Annotated in this window: 25 protein-coding genes; 9 read left to right on the top strand and 16 right to left on the bottom strand. The window is 33.0% G+C overall.

The genetic code is table 11. The features are described 5' to 3' along the window. Positions 1-203: 203 nt before the first annotated feature. A complete protein-coding gene (locus tag ACUL40_RS25105; RefSeq protein ID WP_000539552.1) occupies positions 204-389 on the top strand; it encodes a YhzD family protein in 186 nt (61 codons plus the stop codon). A gap of 26 nt (positions 390-415) precedes the next feature. Here ACUL40_RS25105 and ACUL40_RS25100 read toward each other — a convergent pair whose 3' ends face one another. Then, positions 416-778 carry a hypothetical protein gene (locus ACUL40_RS25100; RefSeq protein WP_000582785.1) on the bottom strand — a complete coding sequence of 121 codons (363 nt, stop codon included), beginning with the start codon at positions 776-778 and terminating at the stop codon, positions 416-418. Between the two features lie 153 nt (positions 779-931). Between ACUL40_RS25100 and ACUL40_RS25095 the strand changes: the two genes are divergently transcribed. Then, complete coding sequence (locus tag ACUL40_RS25095; protein ID WP_000273537.1) at positions 932-1,072, top strand: YflJ family protein; 141 nt, start codon at positions 932-934, stop codon at positions 1,070-1,072. Positions 1,073-1,193: 121 nt separating this feature from the next. Here ACUL40_RS25095 and bsh read toward each other — a convergent pair whose 3' ends face one another. Next, complete coding sequence (bsh, locus tag ACUL40_RS25090) at positions 1,194-2,180, bottom strand: choloylglycine hydrolase (protein WP_000337598.1); 987 nt, start codon at positions 2,178-2,180, stop codon at positions 1,194-1,196. 175 nt (positions 2,181-2,355) lie between these two features. Here bsh and ACUL40_RS25085 point away from each other — a divergent pair, with 175 nt between their 5' ends. Both ACUL40_RS25085 and ACUL40_RS25080 read left to right on the top strand, forming a co-directional pair. After that, positions 2,356-3,348, top strand: coding sequence for a zinc-dependent alcohol dehydrogenase family protein (locus ACUL40_RS25085; protein WP_445422710.1), 993 nt, complete (start codon positions 2,356-2,358; stop codon positions 3,346-3,348). Positions 3,349-3,439: 91 nt separating this feature from the next. Next, positions 3,440-3,745: a hypothetical protein gene (locus tag ACUL40_RS25080; RefSeq protein WP_445422711.1), complete on the top strand. Its 306-nt coding sequence runs from the start codon at positions 3,440-3,442 to the stop codon at positions 3,743-3,745. A gap of 95 nt (positions 3,746-3,840) precedes the next feature. Here the strand turns inward: ACUL40_RS25080 and ACUL40_RS25075 are convergent, their stop codons facing one another. From ACUL40_RS25075 to ACUL40_RS25055, 5 genes are all read right to left on the bottom strand, one after another. Then, positions 3,841-3,987, bottom strand: a complete 147-nt coding sequence (locus ACUL40_RS25075; protein WP_445423153.1) for a hypothetical protein — start codon at positions 3,985-3,987, stop codon at positions 3,841-3,843. 339 nt (positions 3,988-4,326) lie between these two features. Beyond that, positions 4,327-4,638, bottom strand: a complete 312-nt coding sequence (locus tag ACUL40_RS25070) for a YbjQ family protein (protein WP_000637511.1) — start codon at positions 4,636-4,638, stop codon at positions 4,327-4,329. Between the two features lie 142 nt (positions 4,639-4,780). Continuing rightward, complete coding sequence (locus tag ACUL40_RS25065; RefSeq protein WP_065223399.1) at positions 4,781-4,984, bottom strand: DUF4028 family protein; 204 nt, start codon at positions 4,982-4,984, stop codon at positions 4,781-4,783. A gap of 139 nt (positions 4,985-5,123) precedes the next feature. After that, entirely contained in the window at positions 5,124-5,654 is a 531-nt protein-coding gene (locus tag ACUL40_RS25060; RefSeq protein ID WP_001100102.1) for a general stress protein, read from the bottom strand. Positions 5,655-5,690: 36 nt separating this feature from the next. Then, a complete protein-coding gene (locus ACUL40_RS25055) occupies positions 5,691-5,831 on the bottom strand; it encodes a hypothetical protein (protein WP_001004571.1) in 141 nt (46 codons plus the stop codon). A gap of 236 nt (positions 5,832-6,067) precedes the next feature. Between ACUL40_RS25055 and ACUL40_RS25050 the strand changes: the two genes are divergently transcribed. The 3 genes from ACUL40_RS25050 to ACUL40_RS25040 all read left to right on the top strand — a co-directional run bounded on the left by ACUL40_RS25050 (position 6,068) and on the right by ACUL40_RS25040 (position 10,088). Next, complete coding sequence (locus tag ACUL40_RS25050; RefSeq protein WP_000991356.1) at positions 6,068-6,319, top strand: hypothetical protein; 252 nt, start codon at positions 6,068-6,070, stop codon at positions 6,317-6,319. Positions 6,320-6,523: 204 nt separating this feature from the next. After that, positions 6,524-9,214, top strand: a complete 2,691-nt coding sequence (locus ACUL40_RS25045) for an ATP-binding protein (protein WP_001084968.1) — start codon at positions 6,524-6,526, stop codon at positions 9,212-9,214. A 16-nt stretch (positions 9,215-9,230) separates the two neighbouring features. Next, on the top strand, positions 9,231-10,088 hold the full coding sequence (locus ACUL40_RS25040) for a CheR family methyltransferase (protein WP_046392424.1): 858 nt from the start codon (positions 9,231-9,233) through the stop codon (positions 10,086-10,088). A 39-nt stretch (positions 10,089-10,127) separates the two neighbouring features. Here ACUL40_RS25040 and ACUL40_RS25035 read toward each other — a convergent pair whose 3' ends face one another. From ACUL40_RS25035 to rsbV, 5 genes are all read right to left on the bottom strand, one after another. Beyond that, entirely contained in the window at positions 10,128-11,270 is a 1,143-nt protein-coding gene (locus ACUL40_RS25035; RefSeq protein ID WP_445422712.1) for a SpoIIE family protein phosphatase, read from the bottom strand. 175 nt (positions 11,271-11,445) lie between these two features. Beyond that, positions 11,446-11,886 (bottom strand): ferritin-like domain-containing protein, encoded by a 441-nt coding sequence (locus tag ACUL40_RS25030; RefSeq protein ID WP_000017743.1) that lies wholly within the window; start codon positions 11,884-11,886, stop codon positions 11,446-11,448. Between the two features lie 70 nt (positions 11,887-11,956). After that, positions 11,957-12,733 carry an RNA polymerase sigma factor SigB gene (gene sigB / locus ACUL40_RS25025; protein WP_002183358.1) on the bottom strand — a complete coding sequence of 259 codons (777 nt, stop codon included), beginning with the start codon at positions 12,731-12,733 and terminating at the stop codon, positions 11,957-11,959. Further along, positions 12,696-13,178, bottom strand: a complete 483-nt coding sequence (gene rsbW, locus ACUL40_RS25020; RefSeq protein ID WP_000970576.1) for an anti-sigma B factor RsbW — start codon at positions 13,176-13,178, stop codon at positions 12,696-12,698. Before rsbW ends, sigB begins: the two co-directional genes overlap by 38 nt. Positions 13,179-13,184: 6 nt before the next feature. Continuing rightward, the gene (gene rsbV, locus ACUL40_RS25015) at positions 13,185-13,523 is read right to left on the bottom strand and encodes an anti sigma b factor antagonist RsbV (RefSeq protein WP_002040740.1); all 339 of its coding nucleotides are present in this window, start codon (positions 13,521-13,523) and stop codon (positions 13,185-13,187) included. Between the two features lie 348 nt (positions 13,524-13,871). Between rsbV and ACUL40_RS25010 the strand changes: the two genes are divergently transcribed. Then, positions 13,872-14,072, top strand: coding sequence for a hypothetical protein (locus tag ACUL40_RS25010; protein ID WP_000391017.1), 201 nt, complete (start codon positions 13,872-13,874; stop codon positions 14,070-14,072). A gap of 180 nt (positions 14,073-14,252) precedes the next feature. Here ACUL40_RS25010 and ACUL40_RS25005 read toward each other — a convergent pair whose 3' ends face one another. The 3 genes from ACUL40_RS25005 to ACUL40_RS24995 all read right to left on the bottom strand — a co-directional run bounded on the left by ACUL40_RS25005 (position 14,253) and on the right by ACUL40_RS24995 (position 15,220). Next, entirely contained in the window at positions 14,253-14,504 is a 252-nt protein-coding gene (locus ACUL40_RS25005; RefSeq protein ID WP_000522903.1) for a GlsB/YeaQ/YmgE family stress response membrane protein, read from the bottom strand. Positions 14,505-14,579: 75 nt separating this feature from the next. Further along, entirely contained in the window at positions 14,580-14,780 is a 201-nt protein-coding gene (locus ACUL40_RS25000) for a CsbD family protein (protein WP_000004257.1), read from the bottom strand. A gap of 50 nt (positions 14,781-14,830) precedes the next feature. Further along, entirely contained in the window at positions 14,831-15,220 is a 390-nt protein-coding gene (locus ACUL40_RS24995) for a general stress protein (RefSeq protein ID WP_174767156.1), read from the bottom strand. Between the two features lie 213 nt (positions 15,221-15,433). Here ACUL40_RS24995 and ACUL40_RS24990 point away from each other — a divergent pair, with 213 nt between their 5' ends. Then, the gene (locus tag ACUL40_RS24990) at positions 15,434-15,889 is read left to right on the top strand and encodes a hypothetical protein (RefSeq protein WP_048538035.1); all 456 of its coding nucleotides are present in this window, start codon (positions 15,434-15,436) and stop codon (positions 15,887-15,889) included. A gap of 84 nt (positions 15,890-15,973) precedes the next feature. Here the strand turns inward: ACUL40_RS24990 and ACUL40_RS24985 are convergent, their stop codons facing one another. Next, positions 15,974-16,387 (bottom strand): hypothetical protein, encoded by a 414-nt coding sequence (locus ACUL40_RS24985; protein ID WP_000120217.1) that lies wholly within the window; start codon positions 16,385-16,387, stop codon positions 15,974-15,976. Positions 16,388-16,598 lie beyond the last annotated feature (211 nt).

The raw sequence follows: 16,598 nt of genomic DNA, 5'->3' as shown, positions 1-16,598 counted from the left end.
ACGATCCTTTCTATCTTTCAAAAGTTTCATTTTATTAAAATTAAAATCGCTGAAAACTAATACTCATCGAGAATAAAAATATTCTCGATGAGTAAAGTTTCATTCTATTTTACCACGCAATGTCATATATTTCTTTGCATATTGTAGCGTTTTATGTCAAAATAATTATAAGATTCTGATTTTAATTATTGGAGGGAATTTTCATGGGAGTATACGTTCTAACAGTCTTTGAAAAAGATGGTTCAAAAGCATTAGACGAATCATTCGAGGCGGCAACTGAAAAAGAAGCAAAAGCAAAAGGTGAATCTATCTTACAAGAAAAAGGATTGTATGAAAAAACACATCGCTGTACATCTACTGCAGGTAAGCTCGTTTTATTCCAGCGCTAAAAAAAGAAGCGTCATCCGCTTCTTTTTCACTCTACTATATCTTCGTCACACCACGTAAACACCACATCTAGAATGCGATTACCGATACGTACGCGTTTATTCCATTTTCCTGTTTGGATCTGATGTTGCAATTCAGCTTTCATCTTTTCCGTCCAGTCGTGAATCGTTTCACTACCGTCGTACGGATATACGCTCGGAAACTCTTTCTGCAGTAGATGCAAGCTCTCTGCATCAAAATGAAAATGGAAGAAGTAGTTTGCTGTAAGCGATGGTTCTTGCAATCGTAAAAAATGATCATCAATTTGCTTTCTATTTCTATAGAAAGTAAAGATATTCACTTTACCGCTAGTAATTTGGTCAATTTGAATTTCGTGCTTCTCTATAATCACGTCTTGTCCACCTCGTTGTATACTATCTTTAGTATATATGTCTTTTGCAACAAAGTTAACCATTTTCGCGCGAAATTCATTTCCTTCATTATAATTCCTGTACCTCCATATGCAATCAGGATAAATAAAACAAAGTTGAAGGGGAGCGATCACATGTATTTCGGAAGCAAAGGTTGGTATGTAAAAGAACTTAAAAAATTAGGTATCCGTACTTATGAAGGTAAAAAACTAGAATCTTATCGTACGCATGTGTTGTCTAGTTTACTTGAGAGAATGAAGAGAGCTTCGGCTTAATAGAATAGCAAGAAGTAAACCTGAATATTGGTAAATGATAAAAAACACCTCCTAAATTCGCATACTAAGTATGCAAATTAAATGGAGGTGTTTTTATTAGTCTCACTTTTTCAGGGGCGCTTCAGTTTTCATAAAATATTTTTTGTTTCCGCTGAAACGGATACGTTTTAATCTCAGCTGTATCTAAATCTTCATTGAATAAATGAATGGCTATAATTTGTCTACAATCGTAAGTATGGTAATAATATGTTCCAGACTCCATACACATTGCACTTGTATAGATCGTATTATCTAATATACCGTCTTCTGTTATTACTGCCCCCTTAGGAACCTCACAATTCGATAAAATATGAAAAATAGCCGATATACCCTCTTCTTCGTTCTCTATACCTTGAATGTTTTGTTTGCCATACGCTGCCCGTACAAATCTTGATGGCGGTGTGAAATCTCCAGGAAGTCCCATCGATCCTGAACCTTGGCCAAAAGCACTTAATGGTACATCGCCCCACTCCGTTGGCGCAAATGGCTGCGATTTAAGACCAATATATTGTCTTAAATTTTGTAAATGCCAACTAAACTCCGGACTATTAGTCATCACTCCTATTGGATTGTCATACACTTTTATTCCATCAGCTGTCGGCTCAAGTACAATACATTCTCCCGATTTATCTGCTAAAATCCAATGTAGCGGTGGAGTAACCCCTAAAATTGGTAATGGCACATCTATAAAGGCAATGCTATCAATAGATTTTCTTAATTCTTCAACAGAATTGAACTGCGTGAGGCTCCAAGTCACAAAATCAAATGGTGCTACATTCGTTTTATTGCTATCTACATGACTACTATAAGTAGCGAATCCTGGGAAATAGAGAGTTGCACATGTCATACCAGCTTCATTTACTCCATCTGCCATCATGACCCTTCCTCCAAAATTAATTCCCATTCCGACAACAGCCTTTTTCGTTCGGATTGTTTCACCAGTTATATTGTTCCACTGATAACGCCGAGGAATGATTATTACTTCCTGATTCATATCTAATGTGAAATCCATTGTTCTCGCAAAAAGATGTTGGAAATTTTTAGTTTGTAACGTCAAACTAGTACACATGAAGAAATCTCCCCCATTTCATAGTTATATACACATTTTATAAAATTCTGATAAATACGTAAATTAAAATCTATTTTACTTACCATTGTACAAACCCTATTTATCATTAACAAAATAACCAACCAAACCAAAAATGCTATAATAAACTCAATCAAACTAAGGGGGAACATCTATCTTGCGTGGAAAACACATTCAATTTCATAAGTTTGGCAATCCAAAAGACGTATTACAAGTTGAATATAAAAATATAGAACCACTGAAAGATAATGAAGTTTTCGTCCGTATGCTAGTTAGACCGATTAATCCATCTGACTTAATTCCAATAACCGGAGCGTACGCTCATAGAATTCCGTTACCTAACATACCTGGTTATGAAGGTGTTGGTATTGTAGAAGATGTAGGAGCTTTTGTTTCTAGAGAGCTTATCGGTAAACGTGTGTTACCGTTACGCGGGGAAGGTACTTGGCAAGAATATGTGAAAACATCAGCTGACTTTGTAGTTCCTATTCCTGATTCCATCGATGATTTCACAGCGGCACAAATGTATATTAATCCTCTTACGGCGTGGGTTACATGTACAGAAACGCTAAACTTACAACGTAATGATGTTTTATTAGTGAATGCTTGTGGATCCGCAATTGGTCATCTTTTTGCGCAGTTATCACAAATTTTAAACTTCCGACTCATTGCCGTGACAAGAAATAATAAGCATACAGAGGAGTTACTGCGCCTAGGTGCTGCATATGTAATCGATACTTCCACTACCCCGCTTTATGAAACCGTTATGACATTAACAAACGGGCTCGGCGCGGATGCTGCGATTGATTCTATCGGGGGACCGGATGGAAATGAATTAGCTTTCTCCTTACGTCCAAACGGACACTTTTTAACGATCGGTCTTCTATCAGGCATACAAGTAAACTGGGCAGAGATTGTCACGAAAGCAAAAGTGCACGCGAACATATTTCATTTACGACATTGGAATAAAAATGTGTCACCATATAAATGGCAGGAGACTTTTCGTCACTTAATTCGTCTAGTAGAAAATAAGCAATTACGTTTTATGAAAGTACATTCTACATATGACTTAGCGGATGTGAAAACGGCGGTTGATGTTGTGCAATCTGCGGAGAAAACGAAAGGGAAAGTTTTTTTAACGAATTATTAAATTGAGTACATTCAACTATCAATCCATTTAGTAGCATAGAATTTTAAGTAGCTTATGTAATTTAATTAAAAAAGCGAAAGGAGATTCTAACATGGGGTTACTCACGGCAATTGCGCCTGTTTTAATAGTCGGGGGAATTGTAGTATATGTGATTGGTAGCCTTAAACATAAATATAACAACGGTAACTTAGGTAAGAAAAAATCAAAAAACGCTCAAATTTTATTAGACAGTTTAATACCTATGGGAATGCTTGTTGGCTGTATAATCGGTTTAATTTTCGGCATGTTTTTCCCAGATTATTCACTTCTTGCAGTGAGTTTAGGATCTGGAATCGGCTATTTATTGGGGTTTTTCGCCTATGAAATTTATAGCAAGACAGGAAACAACCTCTCATAATCCAAAAAGAATAAGCGGAACAGTACATAGTAGTCATATAAAATATGTACTGTCCTTTATTTTTGTATCAACACTATCACCTTACCTTTCGCCTACTATACACCTCTTTTATTGATTTTTCTCTCCTCCCCTTTTTGCATATTCGCTTTTTTATTTTCATTGGATCTATATCCAAAGTAAAGTAGCGCACATGTAATAATAGAACCTACAATGTATCCTAAAAAACATCCTAACCAAAACATAGTGTAACCGCCTCCATTCATAATAAATTTTATGTAATATAACTCTTTACATACTCCATCGTTTATTTCTATTAACTATACACTTTCTAAAATTATTCATACCACTCATTCTCTTCGTACCTCAAATAGCAATTTTATTATTTGTCATAAAATTAACACCTTCTTTAAATACAAAAACTTCCATTTACTTGCTTTTTCTTAAGAAATAATATACTACATTTGAAATAAGCGAGCTAGTACATCGGCCCTTCTCTATTTTAACTTTAGTCATAAACAAAAGAAAAATAAAAAACCCCCTCAAAGCATAAACTTCAAGGGGTGAGCCTGTTTTTTATTTACTTATATACGTACAGCTGTACCACTTACAGCAACCATTAACATTCCATCACGAACTACTTCGTAATCTACGTCAACACCAACGATAGCGTTCGCACCTTTTTGTTTTGCAAGTTCTTTCATTTCGTCCATTGCGATATCACGAGCTTCTTTTAGCTTACTTTCATAAGAACCAGCACGACCACCGACAACATCACGAACAGAAGCGAATAAATCGCGGACAATATTTGCACCCATAATAGCTTCACCATTTACAATATCGATATACTCAATAATTTCTTTACCTTGAATTCCAGACGTTGTTGTTACAATCATGACTGACACTCTCCTAATAAGTTGTAGTTTTAATTAGCTTTCTTATGTCTTTATTATGACACGGAACAAACAACTAATCTATTGAATTACCTTACAGGAATGTGACAGTTTTGTAAGAATGAAACACGCATTATGTTTCATTTTAATAAAGCGCTTTAACATTAGGATACATAAACGATTCTCTATTTTCTTTCCAATCCTTTTCTACTTCTTTAAAAGTTGGTCGCCCTAATTCTTTATTATTTTCATGTTTACTAAACCATTTCTTCACATACTGGTCTCCATTTTTATTTTGAACTGTACAAAGGAAACTATTACTGCTATCCTTTAATATTTTTACAATCACGAAAAGACACCTCTTCCCTTTTAAATAGCATGATAGAACTTGATCTTTTACTATAAGCCCTTCCTCTCTTATAGTCATACGACTCCTCGGCCGCGCCAAATTTGTAAGATCAAAAAACGATATTTACTTTGTTTACATTTTATTTAAAGAAATCAGAGTTATAAGCATGATGCTTATCAAAGATTTTATAGATTTCTAACTTATTATCTAATTTTGCATCTACTAAAATTAATATATTTCCATCGTAAATATATTCTTCATACTTTTTAGCATGTTCTTCTGGAATTCCTAATCCTATAAATGCTCCTATTAAACTTCCAGCTCCTCCGCCAATACCAGCTCCTCCAATAGCTGCTGCGATCGGTCCCGCTGCTACGATTGGACCCATTCCAGAAACGGCAAGTATACCAAGACCTGTTAATAAACCACCGAGTCCGCCTGCTACTCCTCCAGCTACAAGCCCTGTCGCTGAAAAGATATCTGCTTTATGTGCAGTTTCGCTATTCACTTTTTCACCCGATTTTTCTTCCAGATGTTCAATTTCCTTTTGATCTTTCGCAATAGCTGAAATGTTATCTGCTGAGTATCCTTTTTCATTTAATTCATTAATAACGAGTGCCGCATCATCAATTGTTCTAAAAACACCTACTATTTTTCTATCTACATTCATAACTATTAACCTCCTAAAGTTTTATATAATGTATCTTTATTTTTCTTCATTTCTGTATACACTAATCTTCTTATTAACATAACCATTTACGAAAAAAGCGAATAGTAAAAGCACTACAAGTGAACTACTTAACAAGTAAATTAAATCAAATGTAATATTAATCATCATTTCATTCATGTATACCAGGCTCCTTTTTATTTAAAGTAAAAGTATATTTTGATAGACTACTCTACTAAACATAGACATCTTACAATTCATCTTCAGTTAATCTCTTTGTAGTATATGTATACCCTTCCTAACCTTTTCTAAACGTAAAAAACTATAATTATATTTTTTCTTATTTATATGTTTAACATTTTTTTAAACGGGTATGTTTATATTGTTATGCTTACTATATGGAAAGGAATATTACGATGAACGCCATTCACTCTACTACTATTTCTTATAATGAAACACCTACAATAACGCAGATTCATCATTTTTATGCTTTAATGACAACATTTCAAACGAATGTATTTATAAGTAAACACGGAACACTTACTTCTATTAAAAACTTAAGCACTCTAGTATCCTTTTTCCTTACTGTAAAAAAGAGAGATCTTGTATTATTTATTTTTGAAGGAATAGATGCAAAAAGAGCTTTAAAAACACTCTTCCCTTCTTAGAATGTTTGTTATCCTCTATTCCCTCGTCTACTACCTTTCATATATGTTTTTATATTTCAAAATGATTTCCTCTATTAAAAAAGAACCCCCTAATACAATAGGGGGATTTCTAGTTTGACCTTATGAAAACTGATATAATATATATTACGTTTTTCATTCTTTAAAATAGAAAAGTTTTAATAACCTTGAAGGTAGGAATTTTTAATGAACTCGAAAGCAAAATTTAGTATTCGCTACAAAATTATGGCTGGTTATTTAGTTATCATTTTGTTCTTACTTGTTTCTTTCATTATGTTAAACAATGAGATTTCCAGCTTACAAAAATCTCGTAATTTTATTATTGATCACGATTTTAAAGTTCTCAATTTAACGAATCAAGTGGAGAAAGAGTTACTAACAATTGAAAATAAAGCGAAAGGGTTTATCATTTCTAATAACCCTACTTACGTGCAATCCCTTAACTCTGCGGAAAAGGATTACGAAAAACATTATCAAGATCTTTTTGCTTTATTAGAGGATAATCCCTCTCAGCAAGAAAAATTAAAACAGATTAACGAAAACATTACTAGTTGGATTAATAAAGAGATTCACCCACTCATTGCAAATAATAATAGTAATAATGTACAAACAATCGACACGACTCAAATTCAGTCATTACAATCACAGCTAACTAACTTCCGTAACACTGAGGAGCAACTAACGAAAAAAAGAGCTGCACAATTAGATACTGAAAATAATAAATTAGAGATTTGGTTATACAGTTTATTGTTCTTACTTTCTTGTATTTCTATTATCGTTTCACTCTATATTTCGAATGCCATTACAAAAACGATTAAAAATGTAATTCAAGCTATTAAATCCATTTCTTCTAAAGAAAAAATTACGGAAAGAATTCATGTAAATACACATGATGAAATAAAAGATCTTGCTCATACAACAAATCACCTACTAGACGAAATATCAAAAAGAGAGTGGTTACAAACTGAGCTTGCAGAATTAATTTTAATGTATCAAGGTGTATCTTCTATTGAGATGTTAGGTAAAAAAATTCTTAGTGGCATCATACAAAAAACGCAAACTTCTTGCGGTGCATTTTATGTACGTGAAGAATATGAAGAAACTGTCTACTATGTGAAAAAAGCTTCTTTCGCCGATCAAGGTGCTGATATTGGAAAACAATCCATTAAAATGGGTGAAGGTTTCATTGGACAGTCTGCCTTAGAAAAGAAAAGTTTTATTCTCAGTGACATACCCGAAGAGTTTCGTTATGTCACTAGTGGAGTATTAGAAATACGTCCTAAAAATCTACTAGTCATCCCTATCTTATTTGAGGATGAAGTGATCGCAGTAATGGAGTTAGTAAGTGTAACTGAGATTTCAGATTTACATCAAGATTTAATTCAACAAACCGTTGATAATCTAGGTTTAACAATTCATAGCATTATGGGACGTATGCGAATTCAAACTCTTTTACATGAATCACAAGCAATGACAGAAGAGTTGCAAGTTCAATCAGAAGAATTGCAAACGCAAGCGGAAGAACTACAAATGCAAGCAGAAGAATTACGAACAACGAATGAACAATTAGAGTCTAGAACTGAAGAGGCTGAGCAGAAGACAGCTGACTTACAAATTACCAAATCAGAATTAGAAGAAAAAGCAAGCGAGTTGTTACGCAGCTCAAAATACAAATCTGAGTTCCTAGCAAATATGTCACATGAATTACGCACACCGTTAAATAGTATTTTACTATTATCTGAAATGTTAAGAGAAAATCATGATAACAATTTATCCGACGATGAGATTGAATTAGCAACTGTCATTCATTCATCAGGGAAAGACTTACTTACTTTAATTAATGACATACTAGATTTATCTAAAGTAGAAGCAGGCAAACTAGACATCATTTTTGAGGCAACGAACATAAGTGACATGGCAGCCAATATGCATCAAAACTTTTTACATATAGCTGCACAAAAAAATGTCGAATTTACTATTGAGGACAGTGATACGATTCCTGATCTGTTTTATACAGATGCAAAACGGATTGAGCAAATTATTAAAAACTTATTATCCAATGCATTTAAATTCACAGAAAAAGGATCCGTTTCTTTACATTTTGATTCGATAGAAACAACCAATTTAAGTCATGATATGCAGTCTATCAGTAAAGATTGGATTACAATTTCAGTAAAAGATACTGGTATTGGTATCGCTAAAGAACAGCATCAACTTATTTTCGAAGCCTTTCAACAGGCAGATGGAGCAACGATTCGAAAGTATGGTGGTACAGGATTAGGTTTATCTATTTGTAAAGAGTTTGCGAGATTATTAGGTGGTTGGATTACGTTAGAGAGTAATGTAGGAGAAGGTAGTACTTTCACCGTATATATTCCTAACCTTCCAAATGGATTACATGATATACAGTTATCCAATTTAGAAGTCGCAGCAACGATAGAAGATGTTATTCCTGCTAAAGTTGTTGAAGAAACTATCGTTACTACCGAAACAAATAACGTCTTCCAAGAGAAAACCATTTTAATTGTCGATGATGATCATCGAAATATATTTGCGTTACAAAATGCATTAAAAAAACAAAATGCCAACATTATTACTGCCCAAAACGGCATAGAGTGTTTAGAAATACTAAAAAGCAATACAAATATTGACCTTATTTTAATGGATATTATGATGCCGAATATGGACGGTTATGAAACGATGGAAAATATCCGAATGAACTTAGGGTTACATGAAATACCTATTATCGCATTAACTGCTAAAGCAATGCCAAATGATAAGGAAAAATGTTTATCTGCTGGCGCTTCAGATTATATAAGTAAACCATTAAATCTACATCAACTCTATTCGGTAATGAGTGTATGGTTAATAAAATAAGTGAGGTTTAGTTGGAGTGGAAAATAAGTATTATAATTTTGATCCATCAGTAGATACGGATGAGCGCACAAACTTAGAAATTGAATTACTATTGGAAGCGGTATTTAAACTATCAGGATTTGATTTTCGCCAATATGCTCGCACATCTATTTATAGAAGGATTTGTAATCGAATGCAGCTCTCTAATATCCCAACCATTTCAAAATTGATTGAAAAAGTAATTCACGAGGAAGGGGTTTTAGAACAGTTATTAAATGATTTCTCGATTAATGTAACTGAGATGTTCCGTAACCCTGCCTTTTTTAAAGCGCTTAGAGAGCATGTTATTCCTGAATTAAAAAAGCATCCCGAAATTAGAATTTGGCATGCTGGATGCGCAACTGGTGAAGAAGTATTATCAATGTCCATCTTACTTCACGAAGAAGGATTAAGTGAAAAGTCGGTTATTTACGCAACAGATATGAATACAAATGTGTTAGAAAAAGCAAAACAAGGTATCCTCCCGTTAAATAAAATGCAAACTTATACGAAAAACTATTTACAAGCTGGCGGTACACAAGCGTTTTCTAACTATTATTCAACAGATAATCGTTTTGCTTATTTTAATCCATCACTTTTACAAAACATTATTTTTGCACAGCATAATTTAGTAACCGATCAATCTTTTAACGAGTTTCATATTATACTTTGTCGTAACGTCTTAATTTACTTTACAAGTAAACTTCAAAATCAAGTGCAGCAACTATTTTATGAAAGTTTAAGTCACAATGGATTTCTATGTTTAGGAAATAAAGAAACTCTTCGTTTTTCAAATATAATGCCGCATTATACGCAATTTAATCCTAGCGAACAAATTTATCAAAAAATACAATAAAAAGCGTATGAAATCCTCTGTTTGGATTTCATACGCTTTTTATTTCGCATTCGTTTGTATCATAATTAGACACATATCATCTGATTGCGCTTTCTTTTGTTCTTCCTTGTAAAACCCTTCTATCTCGCCTTCTAACTCTCCCCATTTTCTTTCTGTAAAAGTACGTAATTTCTCTTCAGACTCAAATTCATCATTTGCAATTGCTTCAAGAACACCATCTGTAAACAATAATATTTGAGCGTTCTTCTCAAAAGGTATAACTGTCTTTTTAACTTTTATTTCATCAAAAAATCCTACGGCACAACTCCCGCGATCTAGTTCAACTACATTTGTTTCATCAACTAAAACATATCCAGAAGGATGCCCTGCATTTACATATTCAACTGTTCTATCTTCTGTATTAACAACTAAGTATATCGCCGTAAAATAATAAGGAATATTATCATTTTCATTATGTAAAAGGGTCATATATTTATTTAATTCTTTAATAACGAGTTCTGGATCAATTAAACATTTAATTGTTTCACGTAATACAGACGAAATAAACATACAAACTAATGAAGCAGATACACCATGTCCCATCACATCTAATAATATAATACCGTAGCGATTTTCATCGATTTTATACCAATAATACATATCTCCAGCTAGTTTAAATGAAGGTAAGTAACTTGCTTCAATTTTTATATGATCTTCTCTTAATGGGCTACTTAATAAGTTTCTTTGTACTTGCGTAGCTAAATCTAGTTCATTCCGAAGATTTTCTTCTTGTTCTTTATGCCAATTTAATTCTGATTTCAAGCGTAACGCTACACGCATACGTGCTAATAATTCAACTTTATTTATAGGTTTCGTAATATAATCCATTGCCCCCATATCAAGAGCTTCGGCCAATTTATTTGCATCCTCTAAAGCTGTAACAAAAATAATAGGAATATCTTTAAACTTCTCCTCTTTTTGTAATCGCCTACAAACTTCAAGTCCATCAATTTCAGGCATCATAATATCTAATAGTATTAAATCAATTTCATTATACCTGGAAGAATCTTCTCCAAATTGAATGTATTCGAAAAGCTCTTGTGCAGAATTCAGCGATACAAGATCCTGATATCCGGCTTGTTTTAAAATTTTTTCAATTACAAAGATGTTAACCGGATTATCATCGACAATTAAAATGGACACAAGTTATTTCCCCTTTTCTTATTTAAAATGTAAATCTATTATCATTTTCTATTTTTCTAGTATTGCATACTCAGTTACAAAATGAAAATTTCCTACTCTAACATAATTTTTATACAGCAAAAGAACAAACCCCCAGAAATGAGAGTTTGTTCTTTCATTCTATAAATTTCCACTATTAATTTAATACCATTGCTTTGTCATTTAAAAGACGATCTAATTCTTCCATATGATTTGTTTCATCGGCAATCATATCTTCTAGTTTTACAACTAACTCTGTCATATTTAATTTCGCTGCCTGTTCTTTTCGCTTTTCATAACGCTTAATTGTTTCATATTCTGACTTCCTAGCTTCTTCTAACATTTCTCTAACGTCTTCTACTTGTTTCACTCGTAAAGGGATCGTAGTAGGTGTACCACCTAGCGTCTTAATTTTCTCCGCTAAATATAGGGCATGTCCTTGTTCATCACTAATTTCAGATTCAAAGAAAGGCTTTAACACTTGTCTATATATACCAGAAACTGTAGCTGCACTATGGTTATACATAATAATTGCTGCGTATTCTCCTGCTAAATCTTCATTCAATCCTTCGATTAGTTCTTTCACATCGTGTGACATTTTCATATCTCCTCCTATACTTAATAAGTACCCCTTTTCTCATGTTTTAAACATCATTATTTTAAATTTTTTATGTATCTAAAAATGCGGCTTGCTTCAATTTACTTATCGCTTGTCTTTTAATACGAGAAACGTGCATTTGTGAAATACCTAACCGTTCCCCTGTATCTTTTTGATTTAAATTTTCTCCAAATATATAATGAATAACACTCTTTTCCGTATCATTTAATACGTTAAAAATATCCTTTAAAACGAGACGCCTTTCTGTCTCTTCATATCCTTGCTCTACTTCACCTACAGATTCAATTCTCGCTACCGAACTTCCATCAGATGAATTTTCAACTACATCATCTAAGGAAGATACTCGATAATTATTTTTCGCATCCATAATCTCTAGAACTTCCTCTTCCGATAGTCCTAAATGATTTGCAATTTCTATTATCTTCGGTGAACGTTGCAGATGATCTGTTAACTCCTCTATCGCAAGTTTAATTTTTCCGCCTAAATCTTTAATTCGCCTTGGAACGTGAATGCCCCAAGTTTTATCACGTAAATACTTCTTTATTTCGCCTACTATTGTAGGTATTGCAAAAGGCTCAAAGGCATTCCCTATCGAATAATCATACCTTCTTATTGCGCCTAAGAGCCCTAACATGCCTACTTGTATAATATCCTCATGCATCGGTCCGCCTTTTGAATAGCGATATGCAATGGAATAGACAAGATTTTTATAATGCTCAACTAACCTTTCCTGCGCTTCATCACATTGGTTTTGTTGGAAGTCTGCAATTAGTTTAATAACGTCTTCTTTAGTAAGATTCGTAGGTTGAGATTGGATTTCCATCATTCTCCACCTGCTCTCTTTGTATATATTTTGTCATTAAAACTGTCATGCCCTCATCATGCATGATTTGTATATCATCCATTAACGTATTAATTAAATATAAACCTAAACCATTTTCCGGCAAATGTTCTACTGGTTTACTAATATCATACGGACCAACTTTCCTTTTTAAGTTATTAAAATCAAAGCTAACCCCATTATCCGCAACCATAATTTCTAATCGATTTTCATATAGTCCAAAGACAATTGCAATTTCTCCAACGTCTTCTTTATATGCATGTTGTACAATATTTGTACATGCTTCACTAATAGCAATTTTCATATCTTCTATATCGTCATAAGCAAAGCCCATTCGATTCGCAACACCAGCCATTGTTAAACGAATAATAGCCACATATTCTGCCTTTGCAGGAATTTTCATTTCTATCTTTTCAAATCTCTCCATCATCCCTAGTCACCTTCTTTCTACTTTTTCAAAATCAGAATTCAAATTTAATATTTCCGTTAATCCTGTAATATCGAATAATCTTTTTAATCTTTTAGATACACCGATAAACTCTAGTTTCCCATCATTTTTCTTAACCGCTTTTAATAGCGCTATAAAAACACCTAAACCGGTGCTATCCATATAATCTACGTTATGAAAATCTACTACAATATGAACCTCTTTTTCGCTTGTAATAGGCATAATCTTATTTTTTAAATCTGATGCCGTATATGCATCAATTTCACCATTAAGTTGTACCGTATAACCTACATCATTTTGCAAAATATTTATTGCCAAATTCATCATTTCCGCCCCCTTATCTCGAACTACTACTATGTTAATTACCCATAAAAATTAGTTTTAAACATATTTTTTTATTTTTATTATAAATAAAGTGAAACTTTAATCAGTGGGGGTTTTCTTCATCCCCCACTGATTATTAGTTGAACTAATCGGACTTTTATGGGCAGTTGATCCCCCACCTAATTTCTTTGCTCTGCTAAATTTTGAGGTGGGGGTCTTACTGCCCGTTAAAGCGGGATAAATTTTCTACACCTTTCTCAGCTTAACACGTAAAAAATACTACCAAATGTTTAAACCTTATAAATTTGTGTATATATAATGTATAAACATTATTTTTAGGGGGATCTATCTATGGAAGAGCACAGCTTTAAAAAGGGAGATTTTGTTCAATTTTCTTATCGACACGATCATGCTACAAAATTAGTTGGTTCCATTATTAATATACTAACGAATACAATTGTAGTGGATATAGGTAATAACGAGGACTTATCTCATATAGAACCAAGGCAGGTCGTAAGAATAAATAATTGTGAAAAAGTAACGACGGTTTAATACATAATAAAAAGTGTAATTTCAATGAGTGGGGGCCTTCATCCCCCGCTTATTCCTATGTAGATTACATTAAAAAAGCATCCAAATTAGTTTAATTGGATGCTTTTTTATGTATATTTATCACTCTATTAACCTTATAGCTATATATAAAAAACTTAAGATTACTATTCATGATCATACTTACGCTTTCCGCAGCATTCTAGAGAAAAATGTTACGATTAAAATAAAGACGATTGCACCTAATAACGCTGGAAGAACAAAGATGCCTCCCCATTCAGGACCCCAATGACCAAATAATGCACTACCTACCCAAGATCCGATTAATCCGGCAATTACATTACCAACTATACCTAAAGGAAAGTCTTTTCCCGTAATCATTCCAGCTAACGCACCAATAAGTCCACCTACAATACACGTAATAATAAGTCCCACAATTAACCCTCCTATATTCGTTTTATATTGTATTTATCAAGCTTTGGTATGTAACCAAAGCTTGATAAACATGTATTATTCTTTATTATCCAACCCATCACTTATCTTTTGTTTCACTTTTCCGACTTTTTCTTTTATCGTTCCCTTCGTCTTGTCCCACTTCCCTTCATTTTTCAACTTTCTATCTTCTGTAACTTCACCAATTCCTTCTTTTACTTGTCCCTTTGCCTTTTCCACTTTACCAGTAATTTGTTCTTTTAGTCCGCTCTCACTCATATTTCCCATCTCCTTTTCGTAATAGATTTATAGATTTACAGGATACAAATTTAAATAGAATACATGCATCTTCTTTCGTGTAACCATTCACCGACTCTTTCTAAATCTTTAACGAATAACAAGATCTTCCCTTCATCTAGCTTTTCTTCGTAGAAGTTTGCTTCTTCCTCATTAAGCCCTAACTCCTGCATCTTATTTCTTAACTGATCTCCCGTTTTTTGAAAGACGTTAATAATACTTGTCCCAAGTCCCTCCTCTTGTATACCAATTGTATTCAAGTCTGCATTGTCTGCGATTCTATCTGTCCTTTCTTTCTCGTGTGTTAATACGTAAATATCTTTTTGGTCTATCCCTTTCTTCACTAGATCATTCGCCGCATTCATGACCTCTTTCTCCGTAATAAATTCATATACAAAAGGTTTACTATACTTCGTTTCCATCTTTAACTTCCTCCTTTAAAATGAATTATTTGTTATATTATATGTAGTACACCTATTTTCGAAATGTTAAACATAAAATATGAAAAAAATTATGTGAATTTTAATTTTAATAGAAAATGAACAACATCATTTACCACTTTAAAACATCTTCCCCTTACAATAACTACCTAAATTAACAGAAAATTGTTATAATTAATCTTGAGGAGGGATACTATGAAAAAAATCATATCTATATGCGCACTAACCGCTCTATCTTTCACTTTAATAGGTTGTACAAGCACCTCGGCTACAGATAAAGCTTCACAAGTTAAGCAAGAACATACACAATATACCTTTCAATTAAACTCCGCAAATATTTCAGACATTGAAATACTAAAAACAACAAATCATACTACTTCCAAATCTCAAACAGATAATAAAGAAATGATAAAATCTATCGTTTCAGCCGTTCAAAATGGAACACCTAAAACTATCACTTTAGATCAAAAAAAGAGAGAATCTGCACATTCTACTATTACCGTTACATATAAAGATGACGCAAAAGAAGAATTTCTTGTTTGGGTTGATAATAAGGAACAAATTACAATTGCTAAAGATGAGAAGAAAGATAAGGTAGAAGGTGTGATAGTAAATATTAAAGATGCTAAAATGATGAAGGATTTCTTTTAAAATTCTAGTTAACGTTAAAAAAAGAGTAGGATTACACCCTACTCTTTTGTTTAATCATGCTCAATAAATAGACCTTTATAAAATCTATTTAAGGTCTAATTTTGCTAAATCATGTTGTAAAACATTATTTCCTTCTTGTGGGTTAAATACGATTGCACTAAGACCAAAAACATTTGTAACAACATCTCTATCTTTCGGACGAATGATTCTTACTTCATAAGCAAAGAGTGCTGGAGGAAGAGCTGCTGAACGAAAAGTAACATATCGATTAGGTGGCAATGTTTGTGTTGAAGGGTCTATTAATGGTAACAATACCGGAGAACCCGATGACCAATCAAACATTTCAACTGTTACTCTACGAGTATCATCTGGATCAACATTCATAGCTTCAACAGTAAGAAATAACGTAGCGGAATGTCTACGTAATACACCCGTTGATAAAGTTTCATTATGATGTTCAAAGCATTTTTTTGGAGGGTGACCATAGCCATAACTCATACCAATTCCCCCCTTTCATTTACAATTAAGGACAAGTATTCCTTATAATATATAATGCTAGTATTCTTTTATTGAAAGGTATAAAAGCGGATTTCTATCTATATTTTTGGATATTTTATTTTTCATTTATTCGCTCTTAAATAATAAAGTGAAACTTTATTCCAAACAATATCGCTATTGCACCAAAGTAAAACAAACTGGACAACCTAGA

It is taken from the genome of Bacillus sp. KNSH39, assembly GCF_052656585.1.
Note: the sequence above shows the minus strand (reverse complement) of the source record. Positions and strands in the feature narration are given on the sequence as shown.